The sequence below is a fragment of the Caballeronia sp. genome (assembly GCF_049581465.1).
In the GTDB taxonomy this organism is placed as follows: domain Bacteria; phylum Pseudomonadota; class Gammaproteobacteria; order Burkholderiales; family Burkholderiaceae; genus Caballeronia.
Map to the genome: position 1 here is coordinate 1 of NZ_JBAUSA010000246.1, position 14,499 is coordinate 14,499.

At 60.9% G+C, this 14,499-nt stretch carries 11 protein-coding genes; 1 reads left to right on the forward strand and 10 read right to left on the reverse strand.

Annotation, left to right across the window (positions count from 1 at the left end):
- Positions 1 to 1,528: FAD-dependent oxidoreductase (locus WCA53_RS06075; protein WP_423906909.1), on the reverse strand; the 1,528-nt coding region annotated here is incomplete at its 3' end.
- A 355-nt stretch (positions 1,529 to 1,883) separates the two neighbouring features.
- On the reverse strand, positions 1,884 to 2,486 hold the full coding sequence (locus tag WCA53_RS06080) for a DapH/DapD/GlmU-related protein (RefSeq protein WP_423906911.1): 603 nt from the start codon (positions 2,484 to 2,486) through the stop codon (positions 1,884 to 1,886).
- 323 nt (positions 2,487 to 2,809) lie between these two features.
- Between WCA53_RS06080 and WCA53_RS06085 the strand changes: the two genes are divergently transcribed.
- Positions 2,810 to 3,286, forward strand: a complete 477-nt coding sequence (locus tag WCA53_RS06085; protein ID WP_423906913.1) for a hypothetical protein — start codon at positions 2,810 to 2,812, stop codon at positions 3,284 to 3,286.
- Between the two features lie 20 nt (positions 3,287 to 3,306).
- Here WCA53_RS06085 and WCA53_RS06090 read toward each other — a convergent pair whose 3' ends face one another.
- The 8 genes from WCA53_RS06090 to WCA53_RS06125 form a co-directional block, all read right to left on the reverse strand.
- On the reverse strand, positions 3,307 to 4,650 hold the full coding sequence (locus WCA53_RS06090; RefSeq protein WP_423906916.1) for a glycosyltransferase WbuB: 1,344 nt from the start codon (positions 4,648 to 4,650) through the stop codon (positions 3,307 to 3,309).
- A gap of 126 nt (positions 4,651 to 4,776) precedes the next feature.
- Complete coding sequence (locus tag WCA53_RS06095) at positions 4,777 to 5,919, reverse strand: glycosyltransferase family 4 protein (RefSeq protein WP_423906918.1); 1,143 nt, start codon at positions 5,917 to 5,919, stop codon at positions 4,777 to 4,779.
- Positions 5,920 to 5,973: 54 nt separating this feature from the next.
- The gene (locus tag WCA53_RS06100; RefSeq protein ID WP_423906920.1) at positions 5,974 to 6,930 is read right to left on the reverse strand and encodes a GDP-L-fucose synthase family protein; all 957 of its coding nucleotides are present in this window, start codon (positions 6,928 to 6,930) and stop codon (positions 5,974 to 5,976) included.
- Between the two features lie 5 nt (positions 6,931 to 6,935).
- Positions 6,936 to 8,054 carry a GDP-mannose 4,6-dehydratase gene (gene gmd / locus WCA53_RS06105; protein WP_423906922.1) on the reverse strand — a complete coding sequence of 373 codons (1,119 nt, stop codon included), beginning with the start codon at positions 8,052 to 8,054 and terminating at the stop codon, positions 6,936 to 6,938.
- A 74-nt stretch (positions 8,055 to 8,128) separates the two neighbouring features.
- Complete coding sequence (locus WCA53_RS06110) at positions 8,129 to 10,369, reverse strand: polysaccharide biosynthesis tyrosine autokinase (protein ID WP_423906925.1); 2,241 nt, start codon at positions 10,367 to 10,369, stop codon at positions 8,129 to 8,131.
- A gap of 79 nt (positions 10,370 to 10,448) precedes the next feature.
- A complete protein-coding gene (locus WCA53_RS06115) occupies positions 10,449 to 11,630 on the reverse strand; it encodes a polysaccharide biosynthesis/export family protein (RefSeq protein WP_423906928.1) in 1,182 nt (393 codons plus the stop codon).
- 17 nt (positions 11,631 to 11,647) lie between these two features.
- On the reverse strand, positions 11,648 to 13,024 hold the full coding sequence (locus tag WCA53_RS06120) for an undecaprenyl-phosphate glucose phosphotransferase (protein ID WP_423906931.1): 1,377 nt from the start codon (positions 13,022 to 13,024) through the stop codon (positions 11,648 to 11,650).
- A gap of 43 nt (positions 13,025 to 13,067) precedes the next feature.
- A complete protein-coding gene (locus WCA53_RS06125) occupies positions 13,068 to 14,498 on the reverse strand; it encodes a mannose-1-phosphate guanylyltransferase/mannose-6-phosphate isomerase (RefSeq protein ID WP_423906933.1) in 1,431 nt (476 codons plus the stop codon).
- Between the last annotated feature and the right edge of the window lies 1 nt (position 14,499).

Here is a 14,499-nt window from a genome sequence, read left to right on the forward strand (position 1 = left end):
CCGTCGGGAACACCGAGCTTCCAGCCACGTACAGGTTGCTCATGCCGTGCACCTTGCAGTTGCGATCAACCACGCCCTGCTTGTCGGAATCGTGCATGCGCGTCGTGCCCATGTGATGCCATGTGCCTTCGAGTTGCGCGGGCCACGGCTTGCCTTCGAGCGGCTCATCAAGCAGCACGTCAGCTACGCCCGTGCGCTCCATTTCTTCAGCAAGCAGCGTAACGGTGCGATCAAAGGTGCGCTTCACCAGTTCCGTCAGTTGCCAATCCACCTTCACACGGTTCATCCCGAGCGCGTCCTTCTGCGCCGAGAGCGTCACACGACTGTCCCGATTGGGCTCGGGTTCCACGATCGTCTGGAACTTGATGTCGGTGATCAGCGGGCGCGGCTGCAACAACCGCGCAAGACCGAAGCAAGCGGTGTCGATCGGATGCATCGCCATGGTGAGCAGGTCCTGCGAGAAGTTCCAGTCAGGCTGGTCCTTCTTCAAGACAGCCTGCTTGCATCGGACCAGCGCTTCAGCGCCCGCCGTATTTTCCCCGCGAAACAACGAGTAGAACCAGACGCGTGCATTGAGCAAACCCTCACGCTCAAGGACGTCCTGGGTCAATGCGAACTGCGACGAGATGAACTGTCCATGTGCCGACACCGCCGCGTTTTGATAGTGATATTTGATGTCGTAGAGCTTGTTGCGCGCCCACGGCTTCTTGAACTTGATGCTGCCCTGCATGGTGCGCGGATGGTCCATGAAATACCGGCCGACCAGATCGTTGCCATTGCCAAGCCCGGCCGCCTGAACCTTGTTCGACGCCAGCAGCAAACGCGCGTTCTCAATACCGCCAGTCGCCACCACGAATATCTTCGCAGCGACGGTAAAGCGCCGGTCATTGAGCGTTCCCACTTCGATCCGCGAGACGGTCTTCGCCTCGGCGTCGGTGTCGATGTTCATCGCGTTTGCATTGAGGAACACACGCACATGCTGCGATGCTTCAAGTTCAGCGCGATACACCTTGCCAAAGCGCACCGGCGGGCTGAACTGCGAAATGGTGTCGCGCACCGTGCCGCTTGGCAGCGGATGACGCTTGACGTCGCTGCGGTTGATAGCCGCTTCCCAATACGCCGGATCGAAATTGTTTTCGCCAAGCTTCAGCAGCGAATGAGTACGAGCATAGTACGGGCTCAGTTCGTCGAGGCCGAAGGGCCAGCCGCTATCCTTCACCCAATCGCGTTTTTCGAAGTCCCAGGAATCCAGCGGACGGCACCAGCCGCCCCAGCAATTGCTGCTGCCACCCAGAAAACGGCTGCGGCTACCATCGGCATAGGTATAAGGAATGCCGACGTTTTCCCCACGATACAGATCGCGGGTGTGATTGTCCGGCTTGTAACCTCCGCTCTCCAGCAATACCGTATTGACGCCCTGCTTGTGCATCTCGAGGGCCAGCGTGATCCCCGCGACGCCCGCGCCGATAATGCAGACCGTGGTCTCGATCACCGCGCGCTGCTCAATACTCCGGCTATCAATGAACATTCCCCGTGCTCCTCTTCGTGTGCAGCAGTTCGCCGGTTTGTGTTGTGTCGGCGATCCACTGTCGTCACCGTTGTCGAAACGCTTCGCTGCCAATATCCGCTTGTCGCCATTCGGTTGGCACGACAGGCCCATCCAGTTTCTAGTTCATCTAACGTTCTTCGCAGCACGGCATTCAAATGCGGTCGAACTTACTCGGGAGTCACGGAGCCGTCCAAGCCTTACCCGTCTGTAATAATCGGCTGCTACGTACCGCGATACCCGCCAAGATAACGTCGTGGACGGCCAAAGCATGCAGGTGGGCATGCAGGTAATCGACTCAAATCCCGCTTGCTTCGGACAGCCAATCTAGCGCGCATCAAAGCGGAAAGCGCTTTTTGATGAAGCGCACCGGATTGCCGCCATACACCCCCTCTGCTTCCAGCGACCGATGCACGACCGACAGGGGTGTCACCACGCTCGAGCGGCCGATGGTCACGCCCATCTGTACGACGCATCTGGAAGTAATCCACACGCCGTCTTCAATCACGATCGGCGCCACCCGCAAGTCCATGGTCTTCGCAAGATCATGCGAACCGGTGGTGAGAAAGACATCTTGCGAGATACATACATTCGAGCCGATGCGGATCATCGCCTGGTTGTAGATCCATGCGTTTACGCCAAACCAGCAGTTGTCGCCCACTTCGAGATTCCACGGTGCCTTCACGCGAATCGGGTGCTGCATTCGGCAACCCGTACCGATGCGCGCGCCGAAGCGGCGTAACAGCCAGACACGCACAGCCGACACCGGATTAAGCTTGTTGTTGATCAATGCGGCTTCAATGAGGAACCAAGCCATCTCGATCAGGAGGCCGCGCTTGGCGACGAAGTTTCCCTGTCCCGCGAGACTCAAGTCGATGACCTTGCCGGCACCGGAACCGCCCTGACTCACATTAGCGTCTCGTGTGCGCTGCCCCGTCACCGTCCTCTCCAAATCAGGCTGACCTTGAAAGCAGGCTTCAACTACGGTCCTGTCCATGATTGCCGGCCCCCGAGCCCATATAAGTACTGATGCTTAGCGAGATGCTTAGCGACATCGTTTGATCTGATTATCCGCGACGGCATTTCGTAGCTCTTGTACGCCAGCCCACCAATGGCCGCATCGGAAAGACTTTTGGCGGTATCCGCATGAAGATTGCCAAGAGAATTGACTACCCTGAAACCACGGGGTGCGAACCGCTCGACATCGCTCCAACTTTGGGATAACAATCAATCTTCATACTAGCCATGTTTCCGGAGTGCACCATGAAGCCCCTGTTCTATCCACGTGCCTTGAGCTCGCTCTTAGTCGCACTCGCAGCCGTCTCGTTCATGCGGTGCGCACAAGCGGGCGACGCCGATGCAGGCATGGGTGGGCCGACAGCGGAAGACAAGTTGCTCGGCGCCCCCGACACCTACGGCGCCGGCTATGCAGACCCTTACGGACGCGTCCAGGAGCCGGCACCCGCTCAACGTCAACCTCAAGGTCAAGGTCAAGCTCAACCTAATGCAGCAGCGGGAACCGGGCAGACATCGGCGGACAAAATGATGGACAATGCAAATCCAGCGCAAACCAACGCTTCGTTTGTCAAGCCTGGGTCGGTCGTCTACAAACCCGCGGCGCGCGTGCAGACGCAGGATCCGGCCGCGGCCAAGGGCGCCGCCCCGGCGCCACTCTATGGCAACACCGGAGTCAAGGCTGCGAAGAATAAAACGACGGAGATCTATCGGTCTCCCTATTGATTGGGCGTCGATGCGGGGGCCTACTCAATCTTCTCCGTCTCCGCCAACTTCACTGACGGCTCCCTCGGACCGGCGTTGGCCACGACGCCTCCTGCCCGAGCGAAACGAGGATCTTTGCGCTCGATCGCGCGCCCGGTCACCCGCTCGCCCTTTAGCCAACGCAGCTTTTCCTCAAGACGCGCAAGCACCGCTTCCTGGGACAGGTTCAGTTCAGCAAACACACGCCCCGCTGCGCCCAACACCGCCCGCTGTTCCGGATCGGCCACCAGCGCTTCAATGGCGGCGATCAGCGCTTCGACGCTCTCAGGCGCTACGACTACGCCACGCGACACCACCACGTTGAAAAGCTCGGTGTCAGGACGCGCCATCGCGATCACCGCCCGGCCACTCGCAAACATGCCGGTCAGCTTGGAAGGCATGACGAGATCGGCAGCATCGCCGCGCTGCGGCAGCACGTGGACATCGGCGAGATTGAGCAGTTCGTTCAAACGATCCAGCGGTTGCAGCGGGATAAAACGGCAATTGACCAGCTTGTCACAGCGGCTCTGCAGATCGACCTTGGTCGCCCCATTGCCGCAAAAAACAAACACGATGTCCTGCCTCTCGGCGAGTGCGCAAGCAGCGCCCGCGAGAATTTCGATACCCTGCTTCGCGCCCATGTTGCCGGAATAAAGCACGACCTTCGCGGTAGCGGGAATGTCGAGCTCATCCCGGAGCCGGGCCGACGGTCCGAGCGGATAGATCGCGCTGATATCGACCCAGTTGGGCAGGCGGAACAGGGACGACGAAGCGACACCCTTCGACATCGCGCGTTCGATCATCTTTCCCGATATGGTCGACACCACGTCGAAGCGCCGCAGCAGGGCCCGCTCGACCGCCAGCGCGACGCGTGCTGCGCGTGCGTTCTTGAGCAAGCCGAGATCGAAGGCTGCATCTACTTCGAAGTCCTGTATATGCAGCCACGCACGGGCGCCGGTGATGCGCGCGAACGCGAGCGCGGCGGGCGCATTCAGCAAGCTCGGCGCAATCGACATCACGACGTCGGGACGCCAGAAAGCCTGCAAGGCAAGAGCCGGCAGCGAGGACAGCGCGAAGGACGCGAGATGGACCAGGCGCTTCAGGCCGTTAGGACGTGCGGGCACCCACAGCGGAGCGCGCCATACACGCACGCCGTTAATCGTTTCGCACGAACCGCGCCATGCGGAAAATCCCTGGCCGATTTTCCATTCAGGGTAGTAAGGCGGCGCGCACACTACGCGCACCTCATGGCCTTGGCTCTGCAAGGACTCGGCCATCTCGGCGGTGTACTTGCCCACCCCCGTCAGCTCTGGGGCGTAGTTCAGCCCGTAGATTAGGATTTTCATCGCAGCTCCACTTCCGTCAGCTAAACCTCGCCGGCGAGAAGGACTTCTTTCGAAACATTACGCATGAGACCGCCCCGGCGCACACGCGCTTCGGTGCTCAAGCGTGGCTCTCTTGGTCGTATAACGTCAGTCAGTAAGCATCATCGCGCAACCGCGTGCGATGTTCGCGGCCGCCGATGGCGGATCAAAACGCTGGATTACATCCATGCAACGCGTGGCGGTGCCGGCCGTGTCGGCAAAAGCCTCGATCGACTTGAGCATCGTGCGTTGCAGAGCCGGCACGTCGCCAGCGGGAAAGGCATACCCCGACACACCGTCGATCACCAGTTCCGGCACGCAGCCGCAACTCTCGCTGACGACCGACGGACATCCGTGGCTGAGCGCCTCGTTGACAACCAGCCCCCACGGTTCGCTCATGCTCGGCAGCACCATGCAGGTCGCGCTGAAATACTCGACCGACAACGGCGCGTCCTGCAAGCTGCCAAGAAACGTGATCGAGTCCGCCAGACCGAGCGCCGCCACCCGGGCCTTGAGTTCATCGCCCATCGGACCTGTGCCGACGATACGTAGCGCGGCGTCAGGAATGCGCTCCTTCAGGCCCCGGAACGCATCGATCAAGGTGCCAATGCCTTTCTCCGGCGACAAGCGTCCGACATAGACAAACGCCGGCTTGTTGCCCGTGCGGTAGTGCAGCCGATCCGGCAACGCGCGTTCCGGTGAGAACGAGCGCGGCAGCGCGGCGGCCTGGCACGGAATAAAGATCTTTTCCTGCTTGGCGCCAAGCGACATCAGGTATTCGCGGCTGCGTTCACCGAAGCCGAAGTAGCCGTCGCAAAATGCGAAGAACACGCGCTTTGGAATAGAGGTCAGCATCTTGCGCGGACGATCGCGGCCGGTCGAATCGCAGAACACCGCGCGACGCTTGCCTGTCAGGATGCAGGCGGCCAGCATCGCCCAGTACTCGGGGCGGTGATAGCCCGGCAGCACGACAAGGTCCGTCTTCGTTTTCAACACTTCCCACGTGAGGCGGGCCGTCATGCGCCACGTCGAGATATCCTCGTAACAGCCGTTGTAGAGCTTGCGCATAGGATAACGGTGGAACGAATAGTCCACCTCGGAAAAGCCGATCCGGTCATGCTCTGTATCGGCGATCTGAACCACCGAATACTTGATCGACCCGGTCCCCGAAATATTATGCAGCGCCGACAACACAGCACCCTTGTGCCGCGACCATACGACGTTATGAAAGATGGTAACGGATGCGTTCATTATGTAGTTATCCTTGATAGGTGGCGCGCGTCGTGCTAGTCGGCTCTGCCGGGCTCACGCGTGGACGGCCTGCCGCTCCAGCGCCTCGTAGCTCATCAGGAAATCCTGATAGGTCGCGCGAATGCCTTCTTCGAGGCCGGTGGATGCTTTCCACCCCATATCCGCCAGCTTCGACACGTCCAGCAGTTTCCTCATGGTGCCGTCGGGCTTGCTTGCGTCGAATACGAGTTGGCCATCGAACCCCACCACGCGGCACACCGTCTCCGCTAGCTCGCGGATCGACAGGTCTTCGCCCACGCCGACATTGAACACACCTTCGGTGCGATCGCTTTCCATCACGAACACCGCAGCGGCGGCAAGATCGTCCACATGCATGAACTCGCGGCGCGGCGTACCCGAACCCCACACGCCCAACGTTGCTTCCCCGTTGATCTTCGCTTCATGCGCCTTGCGGATCAGCGCCGGCAGCACGTGGCTGCTCTTCAGGTCGTAGTGGTCGTTCGGCCCATACAGATTGGTCGGCATCAGCGAAACGAACTTGCAACCGTACTGGCGGTTGTAGGCCTCGCATAGCTTCAGCCCGGCGATCTTCGCGATGGCATACGCCTCGTTGGTCGGCTCGAGCGCAGACGTCAGCAAGTACTCTTCCTTGATCGGTTGCGGACAGGCCTTGGGGTAAATGCACGACGATCCAAAGAACACCAGCTTCGACACGTTCCAGCGGCACGACGCGTGGATCACGTTAGTTTCGATCGTAAGGTTCTCGTAGATAAACGAGGCCGGCAGGGTCGAATTGGCAAGAATGCCGCCAACCTTCGCCGCGGCGAGCAACACCACGTCGATGTTCTGCTCTTCAAAGAACAGGTTCACTCCGACCTGGTCGGTCAGGTCGAGTTGCGTTTTGGTGCGCGTGATGATGTTGGTGTATCCCGCGTCGGTCAGGCGGCGCACCAGCGCCGAGCCCACCATGCCGCGATGACCCGCTACGTAAATGCGTGCGTTCTTTTCCATGGTATTCACTCGTGATGTTCAAGGGCTTTGAATCCGGCCAGCGTGACAAGCGCATCGCGCCGTGCAATCTGGAAGTCGGAGCGAACCATTTCCTTCACGAGTGACGCGAAGGTCGTCGTCGGGCGCCAGCCGAGCTTCGCGTGTGCCTTGGACGGGTCGCCGAGCAGTGTTTCCACTTCGGTCGGACGGAAATAGCTCGGATCGACGCGCACGATCACGTCGCCCTTGACGAGCTTCGTCTCGCGTCCTTCGACGCGATCCACGATCCCGACCTCGTTCACGCCCTCGCCTTCGAAGCGTATGTGCACGCCGAGTTCGGCCGCCGCCTGGATCACGAATTCGCGCACGCTGTGCTGGATGCCGGTCGCGATCACGAAGTCTTCCGGCTGGTCGCCCTGCAACATCAACCATTGCATCTCGACATAGTCACGCGCATGGCCCCAGTCGCGCAGCGACGACAAATTGCCCAGATACATGTTGTCCTGCATGCCAACCGCGATACGCGCGAGCGCCCGCGTGATCTTCCGCGTAACAAACGTTTCCCCACGCACCGGCGACTCGTGGTTGAACAAGATGCCGTTGCACGCGTACATGCCATACGCTTCGCGATAGTTCACCGTCATCCAGTACGCATAGAGCTTCGCGACGGCGTAAGGGCTGCGCGGATAGAACGGCGTGGTTTCCTTTTGCGGCGATTCCTGCACGAGGCCATACAGCTCGGATGTCGACGCCTGATAGAAACGTGTCTTCTTCTCCATGCCGAGAATGTGGATCGCCTCCAGGATCCACAGCGCGCCGAGACCATCTACGTTGGACGTGTATTCCGGTTCTTCAAACGACACCTGCACGTGGCTCTGCGCGCCCAGGTTGTAGATTTCGTCCGGCTCCACGCGCTGCACGATGCGCAGGATACTGGTCGAATCGGACAAGTCGCCGTGATGCAGGAACAGTTTGCGATCGGATTCGTGCGGATCGCTGTACAGATGGTCGATGCGGTCCGTGTTGAAGAGAGAACTGCGGCGCTTGATGCCGTGTACTTCATAGCCCTTCGCGAGCAGGAACTCGGCGAGATAGGAACCATCCTGTCCCGTAATGCCGGTAATCAAAGCGACCTTGCGTTTCATCTCGTGCCTCTCGTCTTCAGCAAATTGGAGGTGACGCGCGTCCCTCGCGCGCCACGCCGTACTCGTCCTTGCAATCACTCAGAAATGCTTTCGTAGCCGTAGTAGCTTTGGTAGCTGCTACCCGACATGAGCTTCGACTGGGGCACGTCGGTGAGAAGAATGCCCTTCATGTTCACGCCGCCGTGATGCAGCCGCTTCATGGTCTCGCCGATCTCGTCCACCTGGTTGCGCCCGTGGCGCACCACCAGCAGGCTCGTGCCGGCATGCTTGCCGATCACGGTCGCGTCGGTGACGGCGAGGACCGGCGGGGTATCGATGATCACCAGGTCGTACTGGTGCTTCAGCACGTCGAGCACTTCGCTCATGCGGTCGCTCATCAACAGTTCCGACGGATGCGAAGGCAGCGATCCCTTGGTCAGCAAGTCGACGCCGGGCAGCACGTCATGCAGTACCGCCGATTCGATATCCGCGCCCATCAGTACGTCCGACAAGCCGGGCATGTGACGCACGCCGAAGTGCGAGTGCACGTCGCCACGACGCATATCGCCGTCGATCAGCAAGACCCGCTTTCTCGTCGATGCGACCAGCGTCGCGAGATTGACCGACAGGAAGGACTTGCCGGCATCCGGACGCGAGCCCGTCAGCATCACGACGTTGTTGCGTGCATCGGCCATCTGCAACTGCAGCGAAGTGCGCAGTCCGCGAATGCCTTCCACGGCCGCATCTTCCGGCGCGGTCGCGGCAAGCACGTGCAAGCCCTGGCTGCGCGAGCCCACCTTTTGTTGCAGCCGCAGTTGCTGGTTGCTGCGCGGCACGACGGCGAACACCCGCACGCCCAGCGCCTTTTCGATTTCCTCCGGACGCTCCACGCCGCCGATCAGGGCCTTGCGAATAAACGCCACCATCATCCCGATGATCAGCCCACCACCCAGGCTGATCAGGATCACGAGCAGGCGCTTCGGACGAACGGGGTCGTCGGCGGCCTCGGCAAAATCGACCACCCGGACATTGCCGACCTGGCCCGCCTTCGCCACGCGCAACTGCTGCGCGGTATTCAACAGGTTCGTGTACAACTCAGTGTCCACGCGAACATCGCGCAACAGGCGCAGTGCGGTTTGTTCCGTATCCGGCAGCACGGCCACGTTCTTGGTCAGCGAACCCTGGGCCGCTGTCAGCGCGCCAATCTGCGCGTCGAGCGCGGCGACGGAAGGATGGTTGGCCGTGAAGCGTTGCGACAGTTCAGCGCGTTGCTGCTGCAGGTCCATCAGCTTCGCCTTGTTGTCGACGACCTGCTGGAGCAGGAGACGGCTTTCTTCGCTCAGGTCGACCGTGCCATGGCTATTGCGGAACGTGTTGTACTTTTGCTCAGCCTGGTCGAGCTGGGTACGCAGTTCCGGCAGTTGCTGTTCCAGGAACGCCAGCGTCTTGCCTGCTTCGGCCGAACGCGTATCGAGATCCTGCTGCACGAAGCGGTGTGCGATGTTATTCACGATCTGCGATGTGAGCTTGCTGTCGTGGCCTTCAAGGCTCACCGCGATAATGCCGGACTGCAACGCTGTTTCGGCCACGGTCAGGCGCTTCTGCAAATCGTCTACCGTGCCGAGCGTGGAGTAGCGCGTCAGTTCGAACTTCGCACCCGGCGCGCCCTCCATCTTGTCCACTATCAGCGTCACGGGACCCAGCGCGCTCGTGCCGCTTGCTTCCTGGCCAACGTGACCGTTGAGGATCGCAATGCCGTCCGGATCGCTCAGGACGTAGCTGCCGTTTTCTCCTGCGGTCAGCGTGTAGGTCTTCTCGTAGGCTTCCTTCGGCGTGTCGAACTTCGGCACCGAAACGCTTTCGTCGCCCCACGCGAAACCGGACAGCCAGCTAGCCGGTGCCTCGCCGTCGCGGCTACCCAGCAGGCTGCCGATGCTGCTGATCACGCCGCCGATGATCGGGAAATAACGCGGCCGGGCGATGATGTCGAGATGCAGCCTGTTGACCGTATCCTCAACCACGAGGCGCGAACGCAGAAGCTCGATTTCAGCTGCTGTCGTCGACTTCGCGTCGAACATCTGTGACACCGTCTGCACCGCGTTGGCATTGTTGTTATTGTTGTTGCCCGCCTGGCTTTCCGTCACCTGGATCATTGCGTCGGCGCGATACACCGGCGGCGCGATAAACGCGTACGCCGTGGCGAGCAGCACCACTGCGAGGGTGATCGTAACGATGAGGCGCCAGCTCGCTATTACGGCTCCGAGGTAGTCGGACAAGCGAAGCTCGTCCCCCGTAGACACCACGTCCGTATAGCGGTTTTCGAAATTAATGGCCATTTTTTGTTCGCTCACTCAGTCAAACAATTGAAACGGGCCGGCGCGTAGTTGCCCTCGGCGCCGGACGCAGCTTCCAGAACTACTTGGTTATGATCGCCGCCGTCAGGCCCGCGTTGATCGCTGGCAACAAGAGGTTGAGCACGCGGCTTGCGCGCACCAGCCCGCTGTTGTCGACGTAGACCACGTCCTTCGATTGCAGGTCGAACTGGTTGGCGAGCAACATCGAAACCGGCGAACGCGCGTCGAGGTGATAGATCTCAGGCTTGTCGCTGGTTGCCTGGCGGATCACGTAGAGCGACTTGGCGTCGGCGGAATTAGGATTCATGTCGCCCGCTTGCGACAACGCTTCGCCGAGCGTCAGGCGCCCGTTGTGCGTCGGTTGGACGGCCTTGGGCGCGTTCACTTCACCCATTACGTACACCGTATTATCTTCACGCGACTCCACGTGCAGCATGTCGCCTGGCTGCAGCATGATTTCCGACGGGTTCTTGCCGCGCGCGATCATGTCCGCCACGTTTATCGGATACGACGTGCCGTTGCGGATGATCGTCACGCGGCTCTGGTCCGCGGCGGGTGTGAAGCCTCCCGAGCGGTTGACTGCTTCGGTGAGCGTCATCGGAATGTCGTTGACGCTCTGGGCGCCCGGTGCGCGCACTTCGCCATCCACATAGACCTGCGCCGAGCGGAACGACGCTACGCGCACCGTAATCTGTGGCTTGACAAAGACCTTGCTCAGGTCCGCGTAGATCTCGCGCTGGACCTGTTCCGCGCTCTTACCCGCAGCGTGGATCGGCTTCGTCACGTACGGAAACTCGATGTTGCCATCGCCATCGACCACGAAGCCGGGAGCGGCGTCCGACGGCTTTGCATTCGGTTGCGGCTGGCCGAGCGCCGCCGCCAGTTCGGGGTGATCCCAGACCGTGATCTGCAACACGTCGCCCGGGCCGAGCTTATAAGGCGTCGGCTTGGCGAACAGGCCGAGGTCGTTTGTGGTCTTCACATCCGCCATGCGGGCAGCTTGCTGCTGGCGAATGAGTTTCAGATCGATCGTCGTGATCGGGATCTGGACCTCGGTCGCCGGGTCGCCGGAGTCGGTCGACGTCTCCGGCAACGTCGGCGGCATGATCATCTTCTGACCTGGAGCCAGTGCGCACGCGGACAGCATCGCTGCAAGCGTCAGGGCCATCGCCAACCGCGTTAAAGGCACGGCATGGTTATTTTTACTCGGCAGTACGGCGCCGGATTGTTGTGTGCTGTTCATGTTGGTCGTCCCCTACTTCAGTAAGCGTTTGTATGGCGCATGCCTTTAAAGATCGTCGCGAAGATGATTCGCATATCAAGTCCGAACGACCAATTTCCGAGGTAATACAAATCGTGTGCTACCCGTCCTTCCATCTTTTCTATGCGATCGGTCTCACCGCGGAAGCCATTGACCTGGGCCCATCCAGTAATGCCCGGTTTGATCCGGTAGCGATGGATGTAGCCCGACACGACCTTTTGGTAGAGATCGTCGTGTTCGAGTGCATGCGGGCGCGGACCCACCACCGACATTTCGCCGCGCAGCACGTTGAAGAATTGAGGCAGTTCGTCAAGACTCGTGCGGCGCAGGAACGCGCCCACTTTGGTGACACGCGAGTCGCCGCGGTGCGCCTGTTCCAGCACGCCGGCCTTCTGCTCATGCAGGCGCATCGAGCGGAACTTGTAGATGGTGAACACGCGGCCGTCCGCGCCCTTGCGGCGCTGCTTGAAGAACACCGGGCCACGCGAGCTCAGCTTCACGGCGATCGCGCAGGCAAGCAGGATCGGCGCCACCGCAAGCAACGCGGCTGCCGCGAAGCAGCGATCAAAGAGTTCCTTCTGCATCACCGCATTGGGCGTCAACGGCGAAGCGGCGAGGTTGATGGTCGGCACGCCGAGCAGGTTCGTCACGCTGCCTTCGAACAGCGCAAGCGTGCGCACGTCGGGCATGAAGCGGATATTGATGAGGTCGTTGCGGAATTCGTCGACGAGCTTGAGGATCGTGCGTTCTTCAGTCAGCGGCAGCGCAAGCCAGACTTCGTCGATGTGCTGCGTGCGTACGTAATTGGCGAAGGCTGCGTGCTCTTCGAACACCGGCACGCGGGTGTTCATCGTCGCGCCGCTCTTCACGTTATAGGCAGCGCTCGCGCGAAAGCCGGCGGCGGGCGTCGTATCCATCTTGCGTACGATCACGTCGCAATGGTCGCCGCAACCCGCTACCGCCACCTGATGCAGGTTGAGACCGGCGTTACGCACGCGCCCCAGGATCACGTGAGCGCCCAGGCGGCCCGAGATCATCGCCGCGCCCGCCATGGCGGTCCAGTACGTGAACCAGAGACGCGACACGAAGTCGATCTTGTGGAGGGAGAACATCAGCGCCATCGCGCAGCCCTGCACGATGAACCAGCTCAGCGCGACCTGGCCGGTCAGCGCGGTCTTCGACCGGCCGCGCCAGGATTCATACACGCCGAGCGCAGGAAATACCGCGAGCGAAAACGCCGCCGCGAACGCGACGAAGGCCATATAGAAGCTGCGATCCGGCACGTCGTCGAAGCGAATCTGCGCCGCCACCAGCGCGGTCAGCACGATCACCCCGACGTCGAAGACTCTTGAAGCCAAGTCTGTGATTCCGCGCATTTTTATTCTCCCCGAACCGCTGACTTTTTTGCTTTACGGTTGATTAGCTGCACCGGCCATACTTGTCGTCGAACCGCACGATGTCGTCTTCGCCGAGATAGGTGCCTGACTGCACTTCAATGATTTCGAGCGGTACGCGGCCCGGGTTCTCGAGACGGTGCCGCACGCCAAGAGGGATATAGGTCGATTCGTTTTCGCTCAGCAAGAACTCTTCTTCACCCCGGGTGACCAGCGCCGTTCCGCTCACGACGACCCAGTGTTCCGCGCGGTGGTGATGCATTTGCAACGACAGGCGGGCGCCCGGATTCACCACGATGCGCTTCACCTGGAACCGATCGCCGCTGTCGATGGAATCGTAGAAACCCCAAGGACGCCGAACTTTTCTGTGAACGGCCGCTTCCGGCGATTTGGAGAGCTTGATACGCGACACGAGACCCTTGATGTCCTGCACCGCGGAGCGGTCGGCGACCAGCACGGCGTCGTCCGTTTCCACTACGATCAGGTTATGGGTGCCCACGCATGCAACCAGCCTGCCGCCCTCGGAACGCGCGTAGCTCAAAGTCGAGCCTTCGAACACCACCCGTCCGCTTCCCACGTTGCCGGACTCGTCTTTCTCCATCGCGTCCCAGACGGCGTCCCACGAACCCAGGTCCGTCCAGCCCGCCTCGAGCGGCACCACCACGCCCCTGAACGGAGAATCGGCGCGGCCGAGATGCTCCATCACCGCGTAGTCGATCGAGTCGGACGGCGACTTCGCAAATGCGGTAGCGTCTGGTCGCAAGTATCCGTCTGTGGTTTTCCCGTGTTCGTGCGCCGAGACACATGCCGCATGCATCTCCGGCTGAAGTTGTTCAAGTACCGCAAGCCATACCGACGCGCGCACCACGAAAATTCCGCTGTTCCACCAGTAGGAGCCCGATGCAACGTATTGCGCGGCAAGTTCGGCCGCCGGCTTTTCGACGAAACCATCGATCTGATGAGCGCCGTCTTGCAGCGCAGCACCGAGGCGGATGTAGCCAAAGCCTGTGTCGGGACGGCTCGGCGGACTCCCCAATGTGGCGATCTCGCCGGCTTGCGCATGGCGTGCGGCGGTGTCGATGGTCGCGTGCAGCGCGCCAATATCGGCAATGACGTGATCGGCGGGCATCGCCACCAGGATCGCGTCCTTGCCGTCGGCACAGGCGGCAAGTGCAGCAAGCGTGAGCGCCGGCGCCGTGTCGCGGCGACACGGCTCCACGACGATGCACGCGCTCACGCCGCTCTCGCGAACTTGTTCGGAAGTCACGAAACGATGTTCTTCTCCGCAGACGATCACCGGCTCGGGGACCACGTCCCATCCGAACGGAAAATCCTTCATGCGCAGCACGGTGGACTGCAGCAACGACTCCTTGCCGATCACCCCGATCAGTTGCTTCGGATAGTTTTCGCGCGAGACGGGCCAGAGCCGCGTACCCGAGCCGCCGGCGAGAATCACC